Origin of the sequence: Streptomyces sp. P9(2023) (genome assembly GCF_032436795.1) — a bacterium.
GTDB lineage: Bacteria > Actinomycetota > Actinomycetes > Streptomycetales > Streptomycetaceae > Streptomyces.
On the sequence record NZ_JAUPWM010000001.1, the window covers coordinates 181,678 to 206,522 of the forward strand.

General features: G+C 70.6%; 20 protein-coding genes and 2 pseudogenes. 19 read left to right on the forward strand and 3 right to left on the reverse strand.

The window, feature by feature from the left end; genetic code table 11:
- The first annotated feature begins 71 nt into the window (after positions 1–71).
- Together Q5762_RS00925 and Q5762_RS00930 are read left to right on the forward strand one after the other, a co-directional pair.
- The gene (locus Q5762_RS00925) at positions 72–1,235 is read left to right on the forward strand and encodes a glutamate--cysteine ligase (RefSeq protein ID WP_399494259.1); all 1,164 of its coding nucleotides are present in this window, start codon (positions 72–74) and stop codon (positions 1,233–1,235) included.
- 616 nt (positions 1,236–1,851) lie between these two features.
- A pseudogene (locus Q5762_RS00930) lies at positions 1,852–1,932 on the forward strand (hypothetical protein); the annotation flags it as partial.
- Between the two features lie 198 nt (positions 1,933–2,130).
- On the opposite strand, the gene Q5762_RS00935 reads toward Q5762_RS00930, so the two are convergent.
- Positions 2,131–4,095 carry a M20/M25/M40 family metallo-hydrolase gene (locus Q5762_RS00935; RefSeq protein WP_315889930.1) on the reverse strand — a complete coding sequence of 655 codons (1,965 nt, stop codon included), beginning with the start codon at positions 4,093–4,095 and terminating at the stop codon, positions 2,131–2,133.
- A gap of 319 nt (positions 4,096–4,414) precedes the next feature.
- On the opposite strand from Q5762_RS00935, the gene Q5762_RS00940 reads away from it, so the two are divergent.
- From Q5762_RS00940 to Q5762_RS00995, 12 genes are all read left to right on the forward strand, one after another.
- Positions 4,415–6,115: a M4 family metallopeptidase gene (locus tag Q5762_RS00940; RefSeq protein ID WP_315889931.1), complete on the forward strand. Its 1,701-nt coding sequence runs from the start codon at positions 4,415–4,417 to the stop codon at positions 6,113–6,115.
- Positions 6,116–6,357: 242 nt separating this feature from the next.
- Entirely contained in the window at positions 6,358–6,999 is a 642-nt protein-coding gene (locus tag Q5762_RS00945; protein WP_315889932.1) for a GntR family transcriptional regulator, read from the forward strand.
- 4 nt (positions 7,000–7,003) lie between these two features.
- Complete coding sequence (locus Q5762_RS00950) at positions 7,004–7,912, forward strand: dihydrodipicolinate synthase family protein (RefSeq protein WP_315889933.1); 909 nt, start codon at positions 7,004–7,006, stop codon at positions 7,910–7,912.
- On the forward strand, positions 7,909–9,651 hold the full coding sequence (gene araD / locus Q5762_RS00955; RefSeq protein WP_315889934.1) for an L-arabinonate dehydratase: 1,743 nt from the start codon (positions 7,909–7,911) through the stop codon (positions 9,649–9,651). The genes Q5762_RS00950 and araD overlap by 4 nt, the downstream gene beginning before the upstream one ends.
- 90 nt (positions 9,652–9,741) lie before the next feature.
- The gene (locus tag Q5762_RS00960; RefSeq protein WP_315889935.1) at positions 9,742–10,701 is read left to right on the forward strand and encodes a sugar ABC transporter permease; all 960 of its coding nucleotides are present in this window, start codon (positions 9,742–9,744) and stop codon (positions 10,699–10,701) included.
- Complete coding sequence (locus Q5762_RS00965; RefSeq protein WP_315889936.1) at positions 10,701–11,639, forward strand: carbohydrate ABC transporter permease; 939 nt, start codon at positions 10,701–10,703, stop codon at positions 11,637–11,639. The genes Q5762_RS00960 and Q5762_RS00965 overlap by 1 nt, the downstream gene beginning before the upstream one ends.
- Entirely contained in the window at positions 11,636–12,847 is a 1,212-nt protein-coding gene (locus tag Q5762_RS00970; protein ID WP_315889937.1) for a Gfo/Idh/MocA family oxidoreductase, read from the forward strand. Before Q5762_RS00965 ends, Q5762_RS00970 begins: the two co-directional genes overlap by 4 nt.
- Entirely contained in the window at positions 12,838–13,686 is an 849-nt protein-coding gene (locus Q5762_RS00975) for a PmoA family protein (protein ID WP_399494137.1), read from the forward strand. The genes Q5762_RS00970 and Q5762_RS00975 overlap by 10 nt, the downstream gene beginning before the upstream one ends.
- Complete coding sequence (locus Q5762_RS00980; protein ID WP_399494138.1) at positions 13,683–15,317, forward strand: family 43 glycosylhydrolase; 1,635 nt, start codon at positions 13,683–13,685, stop codon at positions 15,315–15,317. Before Q5762_RS00975 ends, Q5762_RS00980 begins: the two co-directional genes overlap by 4 nt.
- Positions 15,314–16,654, forward strand: a complete 1,341-nt coding sequence (locus Q5762_RS00985) for a sugar ABC transporter substrate-binding protein (RefSeq protein WP_315889939.1) — start codon at positions 15,314–15,316, stop codon at positions 16,652–16,654. The genes Q5762_RS00980 and Q5762_RS00985 overlap by 4 nt, the downstream gene beginning before the upstream one ends.
- Positions 16,651–17,490, forward strand: a complete 840-nt coding sequence (locus Q5762_RS00990; protein WP_399494141.1) for a rhamnogalacturonan acetylesterase — start codon at positions 16,651–16,653, stop codon at positions 17,488–17,490. Before Q5762_RS00985 ends, Q5762_RS00990 begins: the two co-directional genes overlap by 4 nt.
- A 2-nt stretch (positions 17,491–17,492) precedes the next feature.
- Positions 17,493–18,776 (forward strand): pectate lyase, encoded by a 1,284-nt coding sequence (locus tag Q5762_RS00995; RefSeq protein ID WP_315889940.1) that lies wholly within the window; start codon positions 17,493–17,495, stop codon positions 18,774–18,776.
- 53 nt (positions 18,777–18,829) lie between these two features.
- On the opposite strand, the gene Q5762_RS01000 is transcribed toward Q5762_RS00995, so the two are convergent.
- On the reverse strand, positions 18,830–18,994 hold the full coding sequence (locus tag Q5762_RS01000) for a hypothetical protein (RefSeq protein WP_315889941.1): 165 nt from the start codon (positions 18,992–18,994) through the stop codon (positions 18,830–18,832).
- A 121-nt stretch (positions 18,995–19,115) separates the two neighbouring features.
- On the opposite strand from Q5762_RS01000, the gene Q5762_RS01005 reads away from it, so the two are divergent.
- From Q5762_RS01005 to Q5762_RS01015, 3 genes and pseudogenes are all read left to right on the forward strand, one after another.
- Positions 19,116–19,316: a DUF6238 family protein gene (locus Q5762_RS01005; RefSeq protein ID WP_399494143.1), complete on the forward strand. Its 201-nt coding sequence runs from the start codon at positions 19,116–19,118 to the stop codon at positions 19,314–19,316.
- A pseudogene (locus Q5762_RS01010) lies at positions 19,273–20,483 on the forward strand (hypothetical protein). The gene Q5762_RS01005 and the pseudogene Q5762_RS01010 overlap by 44 nt, the downstream one beginning before the upstream one ends.
- A complete protein-coding gene (locus tag Q5762_RS01015) occupies positions 20,459–20,695 on the forward strand; it encodes a hypothetical protein (protein ID WP_315889942.1) in 237 nt (78 codons plus the stop codon). Before Q5762_RS01010 ends, Q5762_RS01015 begins: the two are co-directional and overlap by 25 nt.
- A 7-nt stretch (positions 20,696–20,702) precedes the next feature.
- Here the strand turns inward: Q5762_RS01015 and Q5762_RS01020 are convergent, their stop codons facing one another.
- Positions 20,703–22,268, reverse strand: a complete 1,566-nt coding sequence (locus tag Q5762_RS01020) for a pectate lyase (RefSeq protein WP_315889943.1) — start codon at positions 22,266–22,268, stop codon at positions 20,703–20,705.
- A gap of 542 nt (positions 22,269–22,810) precedes the next feature.
- Here Q5762_RS01020 and Q5762_RS01025 point away from each other — a divergent pair.
- Positions 22,811–23,869, forward strand: a complete 1,059-nt coding sequence (locus Q5762_RS01025) for a hypothetical protein (RefSeq protein ID WP_315889944.1) — start codon at positions 22,811–22,813, stop codon at positions 23,867–23,869.
- Positions 23,870–24,082: 213 nt separating this feature from the next.
- Complete coding sequence (locus Q5762_RS01030) at positions 24,083–24,796, forward strand: hypothetical protein (RefSeq protein WP_315889945.1); 714 nt, start codon at positions 24,083–24,085, stop codon at positions 24,794–24,796.
- The last annotated feature ends 49 nt before the right edge of the window (positions 24,797–24,845 follow it).

The following is a 24,845-nucleotide window of genomic DNA, read 5'->3' on the forward strand; positions in this document are numbered from 1 at the left end:
CCCCAGAAGTCGAGAGAATGTCGTCCTTCGCGTCCTGCTCGGCGCTCACCACACGTGACAGCATGGTCACCATGACGAGTACAGGGCACACGCCCGCCGGCCCACAAGGGGCGGTCGCGAGCCACGGCCGAAGCCGAACGGCCTCTTTGACGGTAGGTGTGGAAGAGGAATACCTGCTGGTCGATCCAGTATCGCGGCAGGTAAGCCCCGAGGCGGAAAAGGTGGTGGCCGAAGCCGCAGGTGAACTCGGCGACCGGGTCACCACGGAAATCACGCGCTACCAGGTCGAGGTACGCACCGACCCGCACGACCGCCTCACCGAACTCGCCGATCAAATCCGCTACACGCGGCTGGCGGTCGCGCGGGCCGCCGCGCGCCAAGGGCTGCGCATCATCTCCACGGGAACGCCCGTGCTCGGCCAGGCCACCCCCGCTCCCCTGACCGCCGGACCGCGCTACGAACGAAGCGCCGCGATGTTCCGTGCCCTGGACGACGAGCAGAGCGCCTGCGCCTGCCACATCCACGTCGGCGTTCCCGACCTGGCCACCGCGCTGGAGGTCAGCAACCACTTACGGCCCTGGATTCCGGTCCTCATCGCACTCGCGGCCAACTCACCGTACTGGGCGGGACGCGACACCGGGTACGCGAGCTGGCGCACGACGATCTGGGGACGGTGGCCGGTCGCCGGCCCCCCGCCGTTCTTCGAGTCCCCCGCCCATTTCGAGGACCTCGTCTCGGGCTTCCTCGCCACGGGCACGGTCATGGACCGCGGTGGCCTGTACTGGGACGTAAGGCCCTCGCACCACGTACCCACCCTCGAGTTCCGCTTCGCCGACGCGACGACCACGGCGGGCGAGACCGTGCTGCTCGCCGGCATCATCAGGGCGATGGTCGCCACCGCCCTCCAGGCCATCGACGCCGGAGACGCGGCGCTTCGGCCTCAGCCCGAAGTACTGCGCGCCGCGTGCTGGCGCGCGGCCCGCGACGGCCTCGCAGGCGAAGTCATCGACCTGCACACGGAACGCCTCGCTCCCGCCACCCACCAGGTCGAACACCTGCTGTCCTTGCTGGAACCCGTACTGCGAGACCAGGGCGACACCGAGCTCATCAGCAGCCTCTGGTCACGCGTGCGTACCGAAGGCAGCGGAGCGGAGCGCCAACGAGCTGCCTACCAACGCTGCGGCAGTGCTACCGGGGTCGTCGACCACCTCATCTCCGCCACGCCGACCAACTGAGGGCTTCCCCTCGCACTGGGCCCGATCATCGATCTGCCGCACGCCCCGGGTTCCTGTGGCAGCAAGATGTGGCCGTGCGCCCTCGAAGCGCAAGTCCCATATTCAATGTCAAGGGATACGGGACCTTCGCGCAGACCTACCTGCGCGACGCAGTCAAGGGCGCCAGCCGTCCGGTCAAGCTGTCGGCCGCCCTTCTTTCGTGTGCCAGCTCGGCGCCGCCACGGGCCATCGGTCCGGGGCCCACTCCGTGCCGACCAAGATCCGGGCCATACGCGGACCAGCCGCCTGCAGCTTGGCTGAATCGTGGCCGTTTCCGCTGGTCAGCGGCCACGCGAGGCGTGTACCACCAGCACCTCGAAGAATCTGCTGGTGTCGTACTCGCCTAAGAAGCTGGGCTTCTTCTAAGGGCCCAAGAAGAGGCGCCTGACCTGGGATTTTGCCCGTCAGGCGCCTCTCGGTCAGCTCACGTACGGCGGCTCCGGTCTGCGCCATGACTCCGGTTTCTCCCACCACTGCCCCGACTCCGCGGGGTCAACACTGGAGCAGCGGGGCGAGGACGCCATCGCGCGGTACGGCCGCCACGAGCGCGATCTGGACCGGCTGTCGGCGCGTCGCGATGTGGGACGCCGTCATCATCGCCACGCCGCACGACACGCACGAGCCGCTGCTCGCGGCCGCGCTGGAGGCCGGCAAGCACGTACTGATGGAGAAGCCCCTCGCGCAGGACCTGGCCACGGCACGGCGGGTGGCGGCGGCGTCCGGCGCCGGCGTGCTGTTCCCGTGGCAGCCTGCCTCCCCGACGAGGAGAGCGGACGGCCGACGCAACAGCCATGTCGCCCTGTCCACGCCGCCGCGTGCGATGCCCACCGGAGAGGTGGGACGGCGCGAAGCGGTGTCACAGGCCGGCGAACGTGAAGGCGGTAGCGGTGACGGAACGCGCGACTGTCGCCGCGAACTCCGTGTTGTGGTCCTGGTCGAGGAGGGTGTCGCCCGGGGTGTGGTACTGCCGTGTACCGGTGCCGGGGTCTCCGTCGGGCGTGGAGAACAGGTCCTCGGAGATCGCGACGGCCGCCCACCCCCGCTCATGGAAGCTCGCGTGGTCGCTGCGCCCCACAGCCGGGTCGGCGGGCCCGGTGAGCTGCTGGACCGTCACCTCGGGGTCGATGACCGGCACTGTACGGGCGACACGGCCTCCCAGCGCGTCGGACGCGCTCACGACCGGGCCCGGTACCGAGGAGCCGGCGTGGATCTCGACGACGGGCGTGCTCCCCTGCTGCCGGCCCGCAATCATGTCCATCTGGAAGACGCCGGCGATGCGGTCGCCTGCCGCCGCGGCGGCCCGTGCGTAGAACTTGCTGCCGACCAGCCCCTGTTCTTCGGCGTTGAACAGCACGAAGCGCACGTTCCGGGTCGGCGCCCTACCGTTCTCGAGCAGCGTCCTCAGACACTCGGCCGCGGCCATGACGGCCGCTGTGCCGCTGCCGTCGTCGTCGGCACCCGGCGCGGAGTCGATCGCCGGATCGTAGGGGCGCAGCTCGCCGTCCCTACGGAAGAAGACGCCGTTCGCCGCGGTGGAGTCCATATGGGCGGTGATAAGCACCGTGGAGTCCGCGCCCGGGACACGGTGCTCGGCTTCCACATTCAGCAGCCGATGGTCGCGCCACCGGAACGGGTGCAGTCGGACAGTCAGTCCGAGGTCCTCGAACCGGCGCGCGAGCGCCTCCACGACCAGCGCGTTGTCCTCGGTCGAAGCGTCCCGGCTACGGACCTTCAGCGGTGCGCCCTCCACCAGCGGCTCGACGCCGGAGATGGACGCCACATGCCGTCGCAGCACCTCAGGGGTCACGGCCGCACGGACCGCGGCGATCGTCTCCGGAGAGGGGAGGCCGTCGCCGACCCCCGCGATGAGGCGTTCCGGCGGGGCCTCCGCGCGGCGGGCGAGGAGCACCGGGTCCGGTAGCAGCCGCTCGGTGTGTCCCGGTTTCGCGCCCGGCAGATGCACTTCCTCGACCGGGGCGCCGGCAGGCGCGGCGAGATAGACACCGCCGGGCGCGGGCCCCAGCGAAGTGACCGGTGGAGCTGGCGTTGCCGCCAGTTCGTCGGCGACGAAACCGAAGACGGCCGTGGCGCGCAGCGCCGCTTCGACCACCGACCGGGATGCGGACGGAACGTCTGCGAACGCCTCGACGGCCGGGAGCGGACGGTTGTCGCGGATGAGGAAGGCCGCCGTGTCCTCCACGCGTCCCCGCAAGTCCACCGTGAACCCGGCCTGTTGGAGCGCCCCGGCGCCGCTCGTGCTCGCCATGGCGAGCACGAGCCTCTCGGAGGCGACATGCACCGGAACGACCTCGGCCTCGTTGGCGATCACCGCCAGGTCGGACAGTTCCCGGCCCTCCGACAGCTCGATCCGGGTCCAGAAGACGGGACGGTTCTCCACAGCCGCGAGGGCGAACACGGGATGGGCAGCGGTGCGCATCCCCGCTTCCCGGGCGAACGCCCGCTCCTGGGGATCCTCGCCCACGAAGACGCACTCGTCGGGCACCACGGCCCGCGCGCCCTCGCCCTCCACGCTCGCCGCGCTCGCGATCGCCTCGTCGAAGAGCCTCCGGCTGTTCTTCGGGCCCCAATGCACGAGACCGGCGTCCGTGAAACGGCCGGGGAACGCCTCATGCAGGGCCGCCGCGGCCGCCGCCGCTGCCCCTTCCTGCGTTCCGGGGTTGGAGATGATGCCCTTGGGGACCTCATCAAGGGAGTTGAGCACCGCCATGACACGCGGCCGGGGCAGGAGCGTCAGCGAGCCGTCGGCCTCGAGGCGGGCATCCGCCACAGTCCCCCCGATGTCGCAGAAGAGCACGGGCATCTGAAGTTCCTCCGTGACCCGGAAGCCCAGGGGGCCGACGGCCACGCGCCCGGCCAACGGGCGAGCGCGCTGCTCCGAGAACAGGCTCCCGACCACTCCATCCTCGTCCTGTGGTTGCGTCTCCGCATCCCACGACGTAGGCGAATGCCGTTGAACATCGCACAGTTGAAGCGAATACGGGTGCGCAACGCGCCGTGCCCTCCAGTTGCCGCCGGTGCCACCTGGTGTGACGTTTGAAGGGGACGCGTGCGAAGGGGACAGGGCAGCAAGAGCGAGGGGCGCAACCAGGGGGGCGTCATGAGGGGTCGTGTCAATAGTCATGTCACAGTTGGAGAAATTCCGCTATCACTTCAGCGACGACCCGCAGGCGGACGGCGCGCCTCCGGGGCCCGAGTCGGTGCGCGGGTTGGACGCCCCGGAGGACGCTGAGCGCCGGAGTTTCAACTCGGCCGAGTCCGCCGCACGGTTCTACCTGGCCGAGAAGCTCGCTCAGGAGGAAGCACCGGCGCTGCGTGAGGCCGTTCGGGAGGACCGGCCCGAGCGGGTGCCCGATCTCGCCCTGAGCACGGAGAGCCACCAGGCCGGCACGGGCACCACTCTGGTCCGCTTCGAGCAGACCCAGCAGGAGATCCCCGTCTTCGGCGCCGAGGTGCTGGTCGAGCTCGACGAGAACCAGCGGCTGGTCTCGATGGACGGCAGGCTCGGCGAGGTGACGGGCGTCGGCTCCGTGCCGGAACTGTCGGGCACGGAGGCACTGGAGCGGGTCAAGACGGCGACCGGGAGCGCGGTCAGCGCCGAGGAGCTGCCTCCGCCGACCTTGACGTACGTCAGCCGGGACGACCAATGGCACCTGGCCTGGCACCTGCGTGAAGTGCCGGCCCAACTGCCGTCGAACCGCCGTGAGGAAGGCCAGCGCGGCCATGGGCTCGGCGCGTCGCCGCGCGAGGCCTTCCCGCTCACCGGCTACCTCGTCGACGCGTACTCCGGCGAGATCCTCAAGTCGTACGGGATGACACCCACGATCACCGTGCCCACCCGGCTGGAGGGCGAGGACGAGGTCAGCGTGCGACACCGGTTCCAGGGCAGCCGCTTGGACGGCTCCTTCCTCCTGCACGACCAGTGGCGGGAGATCGTCACGTACGACCTGGACTTCGCCGACATCGCGAGCACCGGCACGCCGACTTCGGCGATCAGCTCGCCGCAGGCGGACTTCGGCGCCGGCCACAGGGCCGGGGTCTCGGCGCATGTCAACGCCGAGCGGGTGGAGAGCTTCTACCGCGATCAGCTCCACCGGAACGGCATCGACGACGCCGACATGGACCTGGTCTCCCTGGTCAACTGCACGTACAACGAGGATGGGCCGGGGCCCGAGTGGTTCAACGCCGTCTGGTGGAAGAGCCGTATGTGGTACGGCCAGGTGTCCGACGGGAACCGGCTCGTCAGCCTGGCTCGCCACTTCGTCATCATCGCCCACGAGATGACCCACGGGGTGATCGAGACCTCCAGCAACCTCGTCTACCAGGACCAGTCCGGCGCCCTGAACGAGTCGCTTGCGGACACGATGGGCGTCATCATCGCCAACTGGTACCAGGCGCCGGACCGTGAGGACGTGGACACTTGGAACTGGGAGATCGGGGCCGGGCTGGGCGACGGTGGGCTGCCGCTGCGCGACATGAGCGATCCCACCCGGACCGGCGATCCCGACCACATGCGCGACTTTCTGCACACGACTCGCGACAACGGCGGCGTGCACACCAACAGCAACATCCACAACAAGGCGATGTTCCGCCTGCTCACCTCGGTGGACGCGGCGGGCAACCCTGTCCTCACGGTCGCGGAGTGGGCGCTGCTGATCTATCTCGCCCTGGTGCGACTGCTGAGGGAGTCGGATTTCCCGGACATGCACCAGGCGCTGCGGGACGTCACCAATACGTACCTCTCCGGAAACGCTGCGCTGCGGACCGCCGCGCAGGCGGCGATCGACCAGGCGTATCAGCAGGTGGGCATCCCCATCGCCTGAGCGTCCCCGGCGGACCGAACTCGCGTACGGCCGGGCCGGGCCCTGGATGGGCCCGGCCCGGCCGTACGTGAACCCGGCGACGGGATGTCCGACCCGTACCCAAAAACTACATAGGCCAGCAAGCGCTTTCTCGGAATCGCGTGCGAAGCATTGACGAAACATCGACGCGCCCCTAGTTTCAACCGCGTTGCACGTCGTACGTCATATATGAGACGCGATACACGAGAATCTGAGAGTGCGTCATGGCCTTCGCCCCCAGCCCCATCCCGTCGCGAACCCAGTACGTCCTGGAGGCGATCAAGCACGACATCCTGACCGGCGGTCTGAGTCCCGGCCAGGCCTTGGTGGAGACGGAGCTCGCCGCCCGTTTCGGCGTGTCGAAGACCCCGGTGCGCGAAGCCCTCAAGACGCTCGCCGGCAGCGGCCTCGTGGTGATGAGCCAGTACAAGGGCGTGACGGTACGGATGGTGGACGCCGACATGGCCCGCGCCGTCTACGACGTACGGCTGCTCCTGGAGCCGGAGGCCGTGCGCCGTACCGTCGTCGCCGGCTCGCCCCTCGACGAGGCGCGGGACGCGCTCCGGCGGGCCGCCACCGCCGAGGACCAGGCCGAACGCTCCCTGGCCAACCGGGACTTCCACCGCGCCCTCTATCTGCCCTGCGGAAACCCCCTGCTCGGCCGGATGCTGGACGAGGTGCGCGACCAGGCCGCCCTGGTGTCGACCGTGGCATGGGCCTCGACGCCCTCCTGGGAGCGCGAGGCGGCGGAGCACGAGGAGATCCTGCGGCTCGCGGCGGCCGGCGACTCCGCCGGCGCCGGCCTCGCCGTGTACGACCACATCGCCTCGTTCGTCGAGCGCGCCTTCCCCGAAGACGGCGAGTGACCCGGTGACCAGGGATTTCGAGACCGAGAAGGCCGCGCTCGCCGATGTGGTGGCCATCCCCGTGACGCCGTTCGCGGAGGACGGCTCGGTGGACATCGCAGCCCATCGCGCGCTGCTGCGGCGGCTGCTCGACGGCGGCGTCCGCACCCTCACGCCGAACGGGAACACCGGCGAGTACTACGCCCTCACGCCCGAGGAGCGGCGCCTCGTCACCGAACTTACCGTCGCGGAGGCCGGTGACCGCGCCATCGTCCTGGTCGGTGTCGGCCACGACGTGCCGACCGCCGTGGCCGACGCCCGGCATGCCCGGGACACCGGAGCACGCATGCTGATGATCCATCAGCCGGTGCATCCGTACGTCTCCGAGGGCGGCTGGGTCGACTACCACCGCGCGGTCGCGGAGGCCGTCCCCGAACTCGGCATCGTGCCGTACATCCGTCAACCGCGGCTGAGCGGCACACGGCTCGCGGAGCTCGGCGCCTTGTGCCCGAACGTGATCGGGGTGAAGTACGCCGTCCCCGACGCCTCGCGCTTCGCCGGCTTCGCCCGCGACGCCGGTCTGGACCGCTTCGTCTGGGTGGCGGGTCTCGCCGAGCCGTACGCTCCCTCGTACTTCGCGAGCGGCGCCACCGGCTTCACCTCGGGCCTCGTCAACGTGGCCCCCTCGGTGTCGCTGGAGATGCTCGACGCGCTGCGGGCCGGGGACTATCCGACCGCGATGAAGGTGTGGGAGCGGATCCGCCGCTTCGAGGAGCTGCGGGCCGCCGACGGAAGCGCCGACAACGTCACGGTCGTCAAGGAGGCACTGGCCGCGCTCGGCCTGTGCCGCCGTGACATCCGCCCGCCGAGCCGTGAACTGCCCGAGCCGGCCCGAGCCGAGGTCGCCGCCATAGTCGCCGGATGGCAGGCATGAGCGCGTCCGACTCCCAGGGCGGGAGAAAGCCCGAGGAGCTGCGCAGCCATCGCTGGTACGGGACGGAGGGACTGCGCTCCTTCAGCCACCGCGCCCGTACCCGGCAGCTCGGCTATCTCCCCGAGGAACACCTGGGCAAGCCGGTCGTCGCGATCCTCAACACCTGGTCCGACATCAACCCGTGCCATGTCCATCTGCGCGACCGCGCCCAGGCCGTGAAGCGCGGTGTGTGGCAGGCGGGCGGCTTCCCGCTGGAATTCCCCGTCTCCACCCTTTCGGAGACATTCCAGAAGCCGACCCCGATGCTCTACCGCAACCTCCTCGCCCTGGAGACGGAGGAGCTGCTGCGCTCCTACCCGGTCGACGGCGCGGTGCTGATGGGCGGCTGTGACAAGTCGACCCCGGCGCTGCTGATGGGCGCGGCGTCGGTGGACCTGCCGACCGTGTTCGTGCCGGCCGGGCCGATGCTGCCGGGCCACTGGCGCGGTGAGACGCTCGGCTCCGGTACGGACATGTGGAAGTACTGGGACGACCGGCGGGCCGGCCTGATCGGCGACAGCGAGATGGCCGAGCTGGAGAACGGGCTCGCCCGCTCACCCGGCCACTGCATGACGATGGGCACGGCGTCGACCCTCACCGCCGCCGCGGAGACGCTCGGGGTGACGATGCCGGGCGCGTCGTCGATCCCCGCGGTCGACTCCGGCCACGACCGCATGGCGGCGGCCTCCGGGATCCGGATCGTCGAGCTGGTCCGGCAGGACCTGAGGCTGTCGCGGATCCTGACCCGGGAGGCGTACGAGGACGCGGTCGCGGCCGTCCTGGCGCTCGGCGGCTCGACGAACGCCGTCATCCATCTGATCGCCATGGCCGGGCGGTCCGGGGTGAAGCTGACCCTGGACGACTTCGACCGGGTCGCACGGACGGTGCCGGTGCTCGCGAACCTCCGCCCCGGCGGGCGGTATCTGATGGAGGACTTCCACTTCGCCGGTGGCATGCCGGGCTTCCTCTCGCGGCTCACGGATCTGCTTCATCTCGACCGGTCGACGGTCGCCCACACGACGCTGCGGGAGCAGCTCGACGGCGCCCTCGTGCACAACGACGAGGTCATCAGGGAGCGTTCGCGTCCGCTCGCGTTTGAGGGCGGTGTCGCGGTGCTGCGCGGCAACCTGTGCCCGGACGGCGCGGTGATCAAGCACATCGCCGCCGAGCCGCAGCTGCTCAAGCACACCGGGCCCGCGGTGGTCTTCGACGATTACCGCACCATGCAGCGGACGATCGACGATCCGGAACTCGGAATCACCCGGGACCACGTCCTGGTCCTGCGCAACTCCGGGCCCAAGGGCGGTCCGGGGATGCCGGAGTACGGCATGCTGCCGATCCCCCGTCACCTGCTGGAACAGGGGGTGCGGGACATGGTCCGGATCTCCGACGCCCGGATGAGCGGGACGAGTTACGGCGCCTGCGTGCTCCACGTGGCACCGGAGTCGTACGTCGGCGGGCCGCTCGCCCTCGTCCGCACCGGCGACCTCATCACCCTGGACGTCGAGGCACGCACGCTCCATCTGGACGTCGACGAGGAGGAGTGGGACCGCCGACGGGCCGAGTGGACTCCCCCGCCCAGGCGTTACGAGCGCGGCTACGGCGCGCTGTACTCCGAACAGATCTCCCAGGCCGACACCGGTTGCGACTTCGAGTTCCTGGCCAGGCCGGGAACGACCCCGGACCCGTACGCGGGCTGACGCCCCGAGCCGCTCCACGCCCGTTCCGTCTGTTCGACACACCGAACACCGTCCGAGAAGCGCCTTGCGCCCGAGAACGGAGCCGCCGCCATGGCCACAGCCATGACCCCGCCGCCCCCGGCACCCTCGCCACCCGCGACACCCCGGGCTCCCGCGCGTCGCCGCCGCACGGGAGCGACACCACGCCGTCTGCCGTATCTGCTCATCGCCCCCGCCGCACTGCTGATGCTGGGCTTCATCGCCTACCCCGTGCTCAGCGTCTTCTACTACAGCCTGCAGCACTACAACCCGACGAAACCCTGGCGGAACGGCTTCGCGGGCTTCGACAACTTCACCCGGATCTTCACCGACGACCCGCACTTCTGGGGAACGCTGACCTTCAGCCTGAAGTGGGTCGCCGTCGAGGTCACCCTGCAGCTCCTCTTCGGACTCGCCCTCGCCCTGATCGTCAACCAGACCTTCGTCGGACGGGCGCTGGGCCGGGCCCTTGTCTTCTCCCCGTGGGCGGTGTCCGGGGTCCTCACCTCGGCCATCTGGGTCCTGCTCTACAACTCGCAGACGGGCATCACCCGCTACCTCGCCGACATGGGCATCGGCGAGTACGGAACGTCCTGGCTGTCCGACACGTCCACGGTCTTCTCCGCGGTGGTGGTCGCCGATCTGTGGCGCGGGGTGCCGTTCTTCGCGATCCTCATCCTCGCCGACCTCCAGTCCGTACCGAAGGATCTGTACGAGGCGGCCGAGGTCGACGGGGCGGGCCGGATACGGCAGTTCGTCCACATCACGCTGCCGCACCTGAAGGACGCGATCATCCTCTCCACTCTGCTGCGCGCGGTGTGGGAGTTCAACAACGTGGACCTGCTCTACACCCTGACGGGCGGCGGTCCCGCAGGCGAGACGACGACGCTCCCCCTCTACATCGCCAACACCAGTGTCGACGCCCACAACTTCGGTTACGCCTCCGCCCTGACGACGGTGGCGTTCGTGATCCTTCTCTTCTGCTCGATGGTCTATCTGCGCCTGAGCAAGTTCGGAGGCGAGAGCAAGTGATGGCCCAGGACACCACGTCCACGGCGCCGGCGGCGCCGGCCACCGAGGCGGGCACGGACGCCGCGGCCCCGACCCGTACCCCTCCGACCCGTATCCCTCCGACCGGGAGTCGCAAGCGACGGCGCGCCTGGGACGAGGCCCCTCGCTGGCAGATATACCTGCCGCTCGGCCTCTATCTGCTCTTCACGCTGATCCCCTTCTACTGGATCCTGCTCTTCGCGGTCCGCCCGGCGGGTTCCACCTCGCTCCTGCCGTGGCCGATGACGACCGCGCACTTCGAGAAGGTGTGGACCGAGCGTGCCTTCGGCACCTTCTTCCAGAACAGCCTGCTCATCGGCCTGGCGACGCTGGTCATGACCACGGTGGTCGCCCTCGCCGGCGGCTACGCGCTGGCCCGGTTCGACTTCCGGATCAAGAAGGGCTTCATGCTGGCCCTGCTCTGCTCCCAGTTCGTCCCGGGCGCCCTCCTGCTCGTACCGCTGTTCCAGATCTTCGCCAACCTCAGCATGATCAACTCGCTGGGCAGCGTCATCATCGCGGAGACCGTCTTCCAGCTGCCGCTGTCGATGATCCTGATCAGCGGGTTCATCAGGAACGTGCCGTACTCCCTGGAGGAGGCCGCCTGGGTCGACGGCTGCAGCCGATTCAGCGCCTTCCGCATCGTGGTACTGCCACTGCTGCGCCCGGGTCTGGTGGCCGTCGGCTCGTTCGCCTTCGTCCACTCCTGGAACCACTTCCTCTTCGCGCTCATGTTCCTCAGCAGCCAGGAGAAGCAGACCATCCCGGTCGGCCTCAACACCCTGATGGGCGCGGACAGTGTGGATCTCGGAGCGCTCGCCGCCGGCGGTGTGATCGCGGCTCTGCCCGTGGTGATCGTGTTCGGCTTCATCCAGAAGTGGCTGGTCACAGGCTTCAGCGCAGGGGCGGTGAAGGGATGATCACCGAACCCGGCAGCGTGCCGGCCACCGTACCCTCCACCGTGCCCGTCACCACTCGTGAACCCTTCCCCGTCGTTCTGGCGGGCGCCCGCGGGCACGGCCGCTCCCACCTGGTGAACATCCGCCGGCTCGAACGCCTCGGCCTGGTGCGGCTCGCCGGGATCTGCGAGCTGCGGCCGCTGGACGCCGCGGAACTGGAGGGCTTCGGTGCACCCGAGCAGTCGGACGACTTCGGTGCGCTCCTCGCCTCGACGGGCGCCCGGATCGCGGTCGTCTGCACCCCTATCCAGACCCACACCGACCTGGCCCTGACCGCCGCCCGCCACGGGGCCCATCTGCTCCTGGAGAAGCCTCCGGCTCCGTCCTACGCCGAGTTCCGGCGGCTGGCGGACGGGGTGGCCGCGGCGGGGGTGGCCTGTCAGATCGGCTTCCAGTCCCTCGGCTCGCACGCCGTGCCGGCGATCCGCCGGCTGATCGCGGAGGGGGCGATCGGCGAACTCCTGGGGGTCGGCGGGGCCGGCGCCTGGGTGCGCGAGGAGGCGTACTTCCGTCGCGCTCCCTGGGCCGGCCGGCGGCGCCTCGGCGGTGTCGACGTCGTCGACGGCGCCCTCACCAATCCGCTCGCCCACGCGGTCGCCACCGCGCTCGCCCTCGACGGCGCCACACGCGCCGAGGACGTGGAGCACATCGAGACGGAGCTGCTGCGCGCCAACGCCGTCGAGTGCGACGACACCTCCTGCGTACGCGTCCTCACCAGCCTCGGCACCCGGGTCACCGTGGCCGCGACGCTCTGCGCGGAGCGGGCCTCGGAGCCGTACGTGATCGTGCACGGGACCCGGGGCCGGATCACCTTCTGGTACAAGCAGGACCGCGTGCTGCTCCAGCGGGCCGGGCACGGCCCGGAGGAGTCCGCCCACGGGCGGACCGACCTGCTGGAGAACCTGGTCGCCCATCTCACCGACGGCACCGCGCTGCTCGTGCCGCCGGATGCGACCGGTGCGTTCATGCGGGTCGTGGAGGCCGTCCGGCTGGCGCCCGACCCGCGGGAGATCCCGGCCGACGACTGGTACACCGTGCCCGGCGAGAAGGGCCCGCGCCGCGTGGTGCCGGGCGTCGACGGGCTGGTCGCGGCCAGCGCCGACACCCTCAGCCTCTACTCCGAGCTCGCCGCCCCCTGGGCCCGGTCCACGAAGGCGGAATGCCGATGAATCCCCCCACGCCGCTGTGCTGCGCGGGCCGCACGGTCGCCCGGTACGTCCTGCACCCTGAGCTCGCTCCCGGCCATGCCCCCCGTCCCTATCTGCATCCCGTCCGCACCCTGGCGGGCATTGCGGTGACCGAGGAGCTGTCCGCGGACCATCCGCACCACCTCGGGGCCGGGGTCGCCGTGCCGGATGTCGCGGGGTTCAACTTCTGGGGCGGGCGCACCTTCGTCCGGGGCCTGGGTCCGACCGTGCTGAGCAACCACGGTGTCCAGCGCCACGAGGGGTTCCTGTCCCAGCAACCGGACGGTTTCGTGGCGGAGCTGGCCTGGGTCGCCTGCGATCGCGTCCTCCTGCGGGAACGCCGGACGGTCACGGCCACGGCGCTCGACGACACCGCCTGGGCGCTGGACCTGTCCTTCTCGCTGACCAACGTCTCGGGCGCGGAACTCTCCTTCGGCAGCCCGGCGACCAACGGCCGGGCGGGGGCTGCGTACGGCGGTTTCTTCTGGCGCGCGCCTCGGTCGGAGGCGGTGCCGGAGGTCTTCGGCCCGGATGCGGACGGCGAGTCGTCGGTGCACGGCGCGCGGGCGGACTGGGTGGCGCTCGCGGGGCGGGGCTGGACGCTGGTCTTCGCCGGGGCGAGCGAGGAGACGCGCCGGGACCCGTGGTTCGTGCGGGCCGCCGCGTACCCGGGGGTCGGTTCCTCGCTCGCCGCCGACGGGCGGCTGAGCGCCGCCGCCGGCGGGACGGTGGTACGCCGTGTGGTCACCGTGGTCGCCGACGGCCGCCTCGACCGGGGCAGGGCCGCGGCGCTGGTGCGCGAGGCGGTGGCGACGACATGAGCCCGACCGGACGCACCGGGATCCCCGCGCGAGGAACCGTACGCGACGACGACCTGGGAGAAGCCACCCTGCGCAGCGGCGACCTGGGGAACGGGACGTACCGCAACCCCGTCCTGGCGGCGGACTGGTCCGACCCGGACGTCGTGCGGGTCGGCGAGGACTTCTACCTCACGGCGTCCAGCTTCGGCCGGGCGCCCGGACTGCCGATCCTGCACTCCCGTGACCTGGTCAACTGGACGCTGGTCGGCCACGCCCTCGAGCGGCTGCTCCCGGCGGCCTCGTTCGCCACACCGCAGCACGACCGCGGGGTGTGGGCGCCCTCGCTGCGCCACCACGACGGCCGGTTCTGGATCTTCTGGGGCGACCCGGACCACGGGATCTGGCAGACCAACTCCCCCTCCGTACGCGGAGAATGGAGCACCCCGCATCTGGTGAAGGCGGGCCGCGGCCTGATCGACGCCTGCCCCCTGTGGGACGAGTCGACGGGCCAGGCCTACCTCGTCCACGCCTTCGCCAAATCCCGCTCGGGCATCAACAACCGTCTCACCGGGCACCGGATGAGCTCCGACGGCACCGAACTCCTCGACGAGGGAAGGACGATCGTCGACGGCGATCTCCTCCCGGGCTGGTTCACCCTGGAAGGCCCCAAGCTCTACCGGCACGACGGCTGGTTCTGGATCTTCGCCCCCGCCGGGGGCGTGAGCACCGGATGGCAGGGCGCCTTCCGCTCCCGGTCCTTCTTCGGCCCGTACGAGGAGCGGGTCGTCCTGGAGCAGGGCGGTACGGACGTCAACGGGCCGCACCAGGGCGGCTGGGTCCGCACCGGGCGGGGCGAGGACTGGTTCCTGCACTTCCAGGAGCGCGGGGCGTACGGCCGGGTCGTCCATCTCCAGCCGCTGCGCTGGGGCGGCGACGGCTGGCCGGTACTCGGCGACGAGGGCGCTCCCGTCCTCGTCCACCCCAAGCCCGCGCTGCCGCTCCAGCCACCGTCGGCTCCCGCCACCGACGACGACTTCCCCGGCGGCCGGTTCGGCAGGCAGTGGCAGTGGACCGCCAATCCCCGCGACGGCTGGACGACGCGACACTCCGCCGACGGTCTGCGGCTCGGCTGCGGCCGTACGGAGGAGATCGACGACATCCGCCGGCTGCCGCACGTCCTCACGCAGCGTCTGCCGGCCCACCCATGTGTCGTCGAGGTCGAACTGCGCCTGGACAGTGAGGAGCCCGGCGCCCGGGCGGGGCTGGCGATGCTGGGCGACGCGTACTCCTGGATCGGGCTGCGGCGCAAGGCGGACGGGACCGTCCGGCTTGTGCACCGCTTCGCGCCGGTCTCGGCCGACCGGGAGAGGGACGCGGCCTTCGGCCGGCCCGCGCCCGAGGGCCGGGCCCGGCTGAGGATCGAGATCGGCGCGGAAGCCCGCTGCCGGTTCTCGTACGACACCGGTGCGGGCTTGACCCGCTCCGGTCAGGTCTTCGCCGCCACACCCTGGCGCTGGGTCGGCGCGCTGATCGGCCTGTTCGCCGCCGCTCCGACGGGCACGGGCCCCGCCGGTACGGCCGACTTCACCACGTTCCGCATCACCCCGAGCGACATCCCCCCGAGTGACCCGAGAGAAGAGAGCCGACGATGACCATCTTCCGCAGCGGGCGGCGCAGAGCCGCCAGTGCCCTCGCCCTGACCACCGTCCTCGCGCTGACCGTCACCGCCTGTGGCGACGACGGCAGCGGCGCCGCGGGTGACAAGGGCAATGAGGGGTCGGGCAAGGGAGAGATCACCTTCTGGGACAACAACGGCGGTGTCCGCACCGACGTCTGGAAGGAGATCATCAAGGACTTCGAGACGGCGAACCCCGACATCAAGGTGACGTACGTCGGGATCGCCTCGACCGAGGTGCAGTCCAAGTACGACACCGCCATCCAGGGCGGCGGCCTGCCGGACGTCGGCGGCGTAGGGGCCGCCATGCTCGCGGGGATCGCCGCGCAGGACGCCCTGGAGCCGCTCGACGCCCGGATCGGGTCGAGCGCGCTGAAGGACAAGCTGAACGCGGGCATGGTCGACAGCGTGAAGTCGGCGGGTGGCCAGGACAAGCTGTTCACCGTTCCCACCTCCGCGAGCAACGGCGTCCTCTACTACCGCACCGACCTGTTCAAGACGGCCGGTCTGGACGAGCCCACCACCTGGTCGGCGTTCTACGCGGCCGCCGACAAGCTGACGGCCAAGGACAAGAACCGGTTCGGTTACACCATCCGCGGCGGCGCGGGCTCCATCGCGCAGGCGCTGGACGCCATGTACGGCCAGAGCGGCATCACCGGCTTCTGGAACGGCGACACGACCACGGTCAACGACCCGAAGAACGTGGCCGCCCTGGAGAAGTACGTCGGTCTCTTCAAGAAGAACACGCCCGCGGCCGACGTCAACAACGACTTCACCAAGATGGTCGCCCAGTGGGACAGCGGCGAGATCGGCATGCTCAATCACAACCTGGGCTCGTACAAGGACCATGTGAAGGCCCTGGGCACCGAGAAGTTCCGCGGCATCCCCAACCCGACCACGGACGACGGCACCAGGGTCCAGGTGTCCAACCCGGTCGACGGACTCGGGCTGTTCTCCTCCAGCAAGAACAAGGCGGCGGCCTGGAAGTTCATCGAGTTCGCCGCCTCGCACCAGTCCAACAGCAAGTGGAACGAGTCGGCCGGTGCCATCCCGGCCAACACCGAGGCGGCGAAGGACGCCTGGATCCAGCAGGCCGAGCCCACGAAGCTCGCCGCCGAGGTGCTCTTCAGCGGCGAGGCCACCATCGTGCAGCTGCCCTACTACCTGCCCGACTGGAACACCATCTCCAAGGCGGACAACGAGCCCGCCTTCCAGAAGGTGCTGCTCGGCAAGTCCTCCGCCAAGGAGTTCCTGGACGGCCTGGCCGAGCAGCTCAACACGGCGCAGGCCGAGTGGAAGTCACGGAAGAAGTGACGTCCGGACTCACCCGCCGTCAGGTGGTCGCGGCCGGGACGGGCCTCGCGCTCGCCCTGGGCGCGGCCCCCGCCGCGGCGGCCTTCCCCCGCTTCACCCGAGGACACCCCTCCGCCCGAGGACCCCACCGCATGCGCACGCTCCACATCGCCGGCGACTCCACCGCCGCCCAGAAGTACGCCGACGCCGCACCCGAGACCGGTTGGGCCATGGCGCTCCCCTTCTTCCTCCGCAGGGACCTCTCGGTCGCCAACCACGCGATCAACGGCCGCAGTACGAGGAGTTTCCTCGACGAGGGCCGGCTGGACGCGATCCTGGCGGTGATCCGGCCGGGCGACCTGTTGCTGATCCAGTTCGGCCACAACGACCAGAAGGTCACCGACCCGACCCGCTACACCGAGCCCTGGACCAGCTACCAGGACAATCTGCGCCGGTACGTCGACGGGGCGCGGGAGCACGGGGCGCTGCCCGTACTCGCCACCTCCGTCGAGCGGCGGAGGTTCGACGCCGACGGCACGGCCCTGCGGACCCACGGGGAGTACCCGGCCGCGATGCGGCAGATGGCCCGTGCCGAGGGCGTCGCCCTGCTCGACGTCCAGGAACTGTCCCTGGCGCTGTGGCAGAAGCTCGGTCCCGAGGCGACCACGACGTACTTCAACTGGACCGCGACCGAGCAGGACAACACCCACTTCAATCCGCCCGGCGCCATCGCCGTGGCGCGGCTCGTCGCGGCCGAGCTGCTGCGCAACCGGGTGCTCGCGCCGCGCGACACCCGCCGTCTCGACGAGGAGATCCCCACCGAGTGGATCACCTGGCCCGATGCCGAGGAGAACTGACCTTGAACCGACACAAGAGTCTCTGGCTGGTGGGCGCGACCGCGCTCGTCCTGAGCCTCACGAGCCCGGTGGCCGCCGCCCGTTCCGCGTCCGATCCCGCCCGCCAGACCCTGCCCGCCGGGGACGGCTGGGCCTCGGAGGGCACGGGGACCAGTGGTGGCGCCAAGGCCGTCGCCTCCCGGGTCTTCACCGTCACCACCTGGGAGGAGTTCCGGGCCGCGCTCGCCGTCCCGGGCACCGAGCCGAGGATCGTCAAGGTCAGGGGGACGCTGAACGCGACCGCCGCGGGCTGCTCGGCGTTCGAGGCCCCCGGCTACGACTTCGGCCGCTACCTCGCCGACTACGACCCGGCCGTATGGGGCCTCGACACCGTGGTGAGCGGCCCGCAGGAGGACCTGCGGGCGGCCTCCGCGCAGGCGCAGGGCAAGGCGATCAAGGCGTACGTCCCCGCCAACACGACTGTCGTCGGCGTCGGCAAGGGAGCCGGAATCGTCGGCGGGAGCGTGCAGATCCAGGGCGTCGACAACGTCGTGATCCGCAATCTGACCGTGGAGAGCCCCCTCGACTGCTTCCCGCAGTGGGACCCGACGGACGGCGCGACGGGCGCCTGGAACTCCGAGTACGACAGCATGGTGGTGTACGGCTCCACGCATGTCTGGATCGACCACAACACCTTCACCGACGGTGCCCACCCGGACTCCTCGCTCCCGTCGTACTACGGCGAGGTGTACCAGCAGCACGACGGCGAGCTGGACATCGTGCGCGGTGCCGACCTGGTCACCGCGTCCTGGAACGTGTTCGCCGACCACGACAAGACCCTGATGATCGGCAACAGCGACAGCGCGGGCGCCACCGACCGCGGCAAGCTGCGGGTCACCCTGCACCACAACCTCTTCAAGAACGTGATCGAGCGGGCGCCGCGGGTCCGCTTCGGCCAGGTCGACGCGTACAACAACCACTTCGTGGTGCCCGCGTCCGGGTACGCGTACAGCCTCGGCGTCGGCCAGGAGTCCCAGCTCGTCGCCGAGAAGAACGCGTTCACCGTGCCGGCGGGCGTCGGCGTGGGCACGATCCTCAAGAAGTGGAAGGACGCCCCGGTCACGACCGCGGGCAATCTCGTCAACGGCAGGCCCGTCGACCTTCTCGCCGTCCACAACGCGGAGTTCCCCGACGAGATCCTGCGTGACGGCGCCGGCTGGACGCCGACGCTGCGCACCCGGGTCGACGACCCGCGGGCCGTTCCGGGCGTCGTCGACCACCGCGCGGGCGCGGGCCGGCTCTGCTGACCGGAGGCGGGGGCAGCGGGGCCACCCGTCCGGCCTCGCTGCTCCCGCCTCCCTCACGCTTCGTACATTCGCCGCAGCCGCAGGAACAGCCGCAGCCGCACGACGGCGGCGGCGAGCTCATCGCCGCCCTGCAAGGCAGGCTCCGCACCTCGCTCGATCGCTTCGAGCAGGCACTGGCGGAGGGCACGACGGGCGGAGTCGCGATCGTCAACAAGCACGGCGAGCCGTGGATCAGAGTCTCCCCGTGCTGGACATCTTGAAGTAGGCCACGTTCGGCACGGACTTCATCGCCGAGTTCACCTCGGTGGCCATCTGGTGCTGTTCGGCCTGGGCACGAGCATGGGGATCAAAGGGTCGCGGTGGCCGGCCGCCGACTCCGTCCACGCCGCCTTCCCGCTGCTACCCGGCTTCTCGGACGACGGCGAGTGCCACCCCGAGCGGCTTCCCGAAGGACCACCGGTCCTGACCATCTGCCGGCGCCACTTGGCAGCCGTGCATGCCGTACGGCGCAAGACGACCCCCGCAGACCTCGCGTCCTGACCTCCCTCGACCGGACGCGACCCGTGTCCCACCGTCGCGCCGGCGCGACCCCCTGTTCACCGCACACGGCATCGACCGGGCCCAGCACCGTGCCCTGCGCGAGCGGACCGCCCGCGCCGAAGCTCGCGCCCGCAGCGCCGCCGGGCACCGGTTTCCGAGCAACGGTCCACCGAAGGCCTCTTCCCCGCTCCGCTCCATCCGTCCGCCGGACGGCCCGGCCACGCCTCCGACCGCGGCAGCCGCCCGAAGCTCCCGGCCCACCGCATGACCACCGCCGTCGCCTCCGCCGCCTGCCCCATTCTCGCCGAAGGCGGACTGGGCGCCGACGGCACCCACATCGGCAAGGACGGCCGTCGCCATGGCCTTGGGCGGCGAGTCCGTCGCTCTCGGCCGCGGACTGCCCGGCAGGCTCAACCCCCTCGATGCGGTCCCCGGCCGCCCTCAGCCATCAGGGAGACGGATTGCGCGGGCGGGGTCCCTGGCCCGCACCGTGCTCGGTCGCGACTTGCCGCCGATGGCGCACACCGTCCTCGACGTCGCGCTCGACACCGCCGTCACCCCAGCGGCCTCCACGGGCCGAGGCCCGCCGCTCGGCGACATCGCGCCCGCCCTGGCCGGCGGCCCCGGCTTCGAACTGGCCGGCGGACTGCCGGCCGGGCGCCTCGGTAACGCGGCCCGCGACCTCGCCCATGCCATGCGACGGCTGGACTTCGGCGACCTGGCAGGCATGTTCGACGCAGCCTCCATCACGGCATTCGCCCCGCACCGGCCCATGCTCACCGTCGACCTCTCCCGCCCGGGCGGCAGCGACGACACGGCCCTCGTCCTGGCCATGACCTGCGTCTCCGCAGGGATGGAGGCCGCCCTCGCCGACCCGAACGGCGGCCGGCGCCGGGTGGTCTACGACGAGGTATGGAGGCTGACGCGCCACCCAACCTCCTGATGCGCACGCAGGCCCAGTGGAAGCTGTCCAGCGGCCTGGGCGGCGTCGAGGCCGGTGCCCCGTCCCACCCCACCCGGGGCCGCGGGCTCTGGAAGGTCGCTGGACCCTCGTTCGTCGTTCAGTATCAGCCGCACCCGGCCGAGCCGTACCTCTACCGAGGGAAACGGCGCACGTCCACCCCCCGGTCGGGGGGGTGGACGTGGAGCGGGCGAAGGTGGCGGTGAACCCGCTGCGCTGCGGGCTCACCCGCCTCTCCGACCTTGGACCCGAGGTGGCGGAGAACGTCCTCCGCGGAACGGGCCGGATACGCCGGACGGGTCGACGAGTTCGCCACGGCCCGGAGACCGCGCTGCGGGCGGAGTGGGACCGCGTGGAGCTGCCAGCCGGGTGGCTGGACGGGCTGGCGAAGGCCTCCGCCCCTCCGGATGGTGAGTGATCGGCGGCTACTCCGCGTAGGTCTCGAACTCGGCGACCTTCGGTACGCCGGTAGAACCGGTGATCTCGAAGGTGATCTTCTCGAGCGAGGTCCGGGCGAAGGTGATCGCACCCGCCCCGCTGCCGGAGGTCAGGACCGCGCCGGTGTCGGCGTTGACGACCCTCCAGGACCCGATGCCGCCGGCGGACCCTGACGCCTCCCGGATGTTGATCCTGGACACGGCGGTGGCCGAGCCCCACTTGATCGAGATGGAACCGGTCGCACCGGCAGGCGACCAGTAGGTACTCAGGTCACCGTCCCGCACGTTGCCGTAGCTCGTGCCGTCGGCCTTGCTGGAGCCGTCGGAGCCGGCACCGATGCTGAGGTTGGTCCCGGCGGGCTGGGTCGGTGCCGGCGTGGTCGGCGTGGGAGTGGTCGGCGTCGGCGCGGGAGTGGTGGGTGCCGGAGTGGTGGGCGCCGGCGTCTGCGGGGAGCAGCTGCCGTCCGACACCCGCAGGCCCTTGCCGGCGCCTGCCGTCTGGCTCACGACCGCCGGCACACAACTGGCGTTGTCGAGGCTGTAGGAGTAGGGGATGGCGACCGTCGTGTTGGACTGCGGGTTCGGACCGGCGGGGTTGTTGTCGGTGCCCGGGCTCGACCATGTCACGTTGTCGAAGATGTTGCCGCTGACCTGCCAGTATCCGGCCGCGTCGGTGTAGAAGGTGCCGAGGACGTCCTTGGAGTCCTCGAAGTAGTTGCTGTCCACCTTGGCGCGGGCCCCGGCACGGGAGTTGATGCCGGACTCGTTCAGGCTCACGTAGTGGTTGTTGTAGACGTGGGCGATGCCGCCACGCAGCAGGGGCGCGCGCGAGTCGATGTTCTCGTACAGGTTGTGGTGGTACGTGATGAAGCTGTTCGCGAGGTCGCTCTCACTGGATCCGACGAGACCACCGCGGCCGGAGTTGCGCAGGATGCTGTAGGACAGCGTCACGTACTGGGTGTTGTCCTTCATGTCGAACAGGCCGTCGAACCCCTCCGCCTCGCCGCCCGACGCCTCCAGGGTGGTGTGATCGACCCAGACGTTGCGGACGGTGCTCTCCATCCCGATGGCGTCACCACCGTTGGAGAGGGGCGAGCCCGACTTCTTGACGTTCCGGACGGTCACGTTCTGGATGATGATGTTGCTGGAGTCACGGATGTGAATGCCCAGCTGGTCGAAGACCGCTCCGCCGCCGACGCCGACGATCGTGACGTTGCTGATCTGCTTGAGCTCGATCACGCCGTCGGCGGTGTTGCAGCTGCTGCCCGACACCTTCGCGGTGTTGCCGTGGTTGATGGTCCCCTCGACCTCGATGACGATGGGGGTGCTGCTGCTCGCCCGGCCGCACAGCGCCGCGTGGATCGCGGTCCCCGTGGTGGCACGCACGGTCTGGCCGCCCGCTCCGCCGGTGGTCCCGCCGTTCTGGGTCGCGTAGCCGGTGGCGCCGCCGGTCGCCGCCGACGCCTCGGGCATCGTCAGAACCGCTCCGGCCGTTGCCGCGAGGGCCGCCGTGGCCAGCGCGGCGCTGAGTCGCAGTGCGACTGGTCGTCTCATTCTCGTCCCCATTCGTCTTCGACATGCGTCATGGGCATGCGTCTTCGAGTACCGGGTGGTGTGCTGCGTGCCGTGGTCGTGCCGAGCGGGCCGACCGCGCCTGCCGACCTGCCTCCGGGCAGGTCCTGACACGTCGACAGCCTGGGTGGAGCTCTGTGCCGGATGCCGGGATCCGTGGCGACTCATTGCGCGGAGAAGTCGCGCACGGTGCCGCGACGGTCGCCTCCGCCGGGACGATCACAAGCGTAGAAAGCGCTTTCCGTCGGCAGACAATAGGGTGCCGTGAGTTCCGCTGACAAGGTTCTGGCCGACGGCAAAGTCAGATACTTGAACGCCGGTTCCGCACCGGACCGGTGCGAGTGCGCGCCGACCTCTTCCCTTCAACTGCCGTGCGGGGTCGCGCACATGCGTCCCCGGCGGCCTTCCGCGCGTCGGGCACCGGCCCCGGACCCGGACCCGGGCTCGGGCTCGGGAGCCCGAGCGGCCCGCGTGGTGGGCGAGCGGAAGCTCGGGGTCTTCCGGTGGCCGAGGCGGGGCTGTGGATGGCACTGCGGCGCCTCACCGGGTACTTCTCGGGTCCGCTACCGCAGTTGCTGCGCACCGCTGTCCGGTTGTCCGGGGGCGGTGCGCCTCTCGGCGTGGTGCCCGCCGCCGACTTCCTCGTGGGCCCGGAGCTGGACCCCGCGGCCGACCTGGTGCGCGAGAAGCTGGGCGGGTCCCCCGGACCCTGGGTGAACGCCGTGCGCCTGCTCGCCTCCGGCTTCGAGGGAACGCTTCCCGAACTGCTCGACGCCGCGCCGGCAGAGCTGCCCTTCGAGCCGGGCCGGGCCGCCTTCCTCCACGGAGGGCCGGCCACCCTGCTCGGTCTCGCTCCTGGTGATGTCATCGACGCCGCCGTGGGCAGCCTCGACGTGCCAACCCGCGTCGTACTGGCCCGCACCAGCGTGAGCCCGGGCACGCTGCGGGCCCTGGCTGCTCACGGTCACCGCCACGTGTGGGAGGCGCTGCTGATCGCCCCCCGTGTGCGGCCTCCGATCGAGAAGCCTGGCAGCCCGGACCTCAGCCGCCGGCGCACAAACATCATCATCCCGGCGCTGCTCGCCCAGGACGATCCCTGGCTCAACGCATGCCTGGTCCGCCGGGAGTTCACCTGGGAAAGCAGCCAGGACGCCGCTGTGATCAGCGCCGTGCTGGCGGGACGTCCCTTCGGTCCGCGTGAGCTGCCCGTACCGGTACTGCCCGGACTGCGGGCCGAATTCGCCGACTGGACCCCCGACTCCGGCGCCGAGCTGCCGAGGTGGACCGGCAACCCGCACTTCTACACCTCCGGCGAGCCGGTGCTGGCGATGCAGGCCATGATGACCGTACGGAAGGACAACTACCAGGACCCGCCGACCACGCGCCTCGGTGTTCGGCAGAGCCTGCTGGCCGCGTCGACGATCGCCCATGCGGGTCGCTACGAACTCTTGGAGTACGTCGTCACGCACTGGCACATCCGGTATCCCTACGGACAATGCCCCGAAGTTCGGGACCTGTTCGGCCGGGCCGTACGGCTGCGTTCGGCCGTGGAGATCGACGCGGAGCTGTCTGCGGCCGAGTGAGTGACCCGGGCCGTTCGCTGCCGAAGGGCGGCGGACGGCCGCCCCCGGTACCTATGCCGACGATGGCTGCGGTTGCCGGGGGTACGGCCTGGGTCCGGACCGACCGCGACGAGATGCGCCTGCTCGGCGGAGGCCCGCGCCCGCAGCCGGTTGGGATACTGCGGTCAGTGAAGTCCCGGGCATCCAGGGGGACGAGGTCGAGAGGGAGACCAGGTGGCGATACCCAAGCGTCCGGAGCCGTTGGAGCCGTGGGTCGAGCCGGCCGCTGAAGCCGGCGACGTAGCCGCGATGAAACAGCTCGGACAGTACCTCTACCAAACCGGCAGCCAAGGCAACGCTCCGGCCGAGAAGTGGCTGCTCGCCGCCGCGGAGGCCGGTGGTGCCGAAGCGATGTACTCCCTGACGAGCGTCCACCATGACCGGGCAGTGAACACGGCCCCGCACGGCAAGGCCCACAGCCTCAAGGCGGCGTCCTGGTGCAGGCGCGCCGCCCAGGCAGGCTGGATCCCGGCGATCCAGAGCATGCATGTATACGCGGCGGACGAGGAGGAGAGCGAGTTCTGGCTCCGGAAAGCCGTGGAAACGGGCGATCCGTGGGCGCCGTCCAACCTCGCTCACCTCCTCGACGAGATGGGACGGGCCGCGGAAGCGGAACACTGGTACCGCAGAGCGATACGAGAGTCCGGCCGCATCGGCCTGTCCGCCCGCGAGTCGCTGGGTGACTTCCTCCTGAGGCAGGGCCGCCTGGAGGAAGCCGCGGAGTGCTGGAAACAACTCGCGGAAGCAGGCGAACCAGCCGGCGCCTGGCACCGGGCCTACGTCCTCAAGATCCTCGGCCGGCCGGACGAAGCCGCCACGTGGCAGCAGCACGGTGACGCCCTGCAAGCTGCCAAGCGTGCCCAGGAACCCGACTACCCAGAGCGGTAGGACGAACCCTCCACCCGGACCCGCGGAGGCGTTTCGAGCGTCCTTGGGC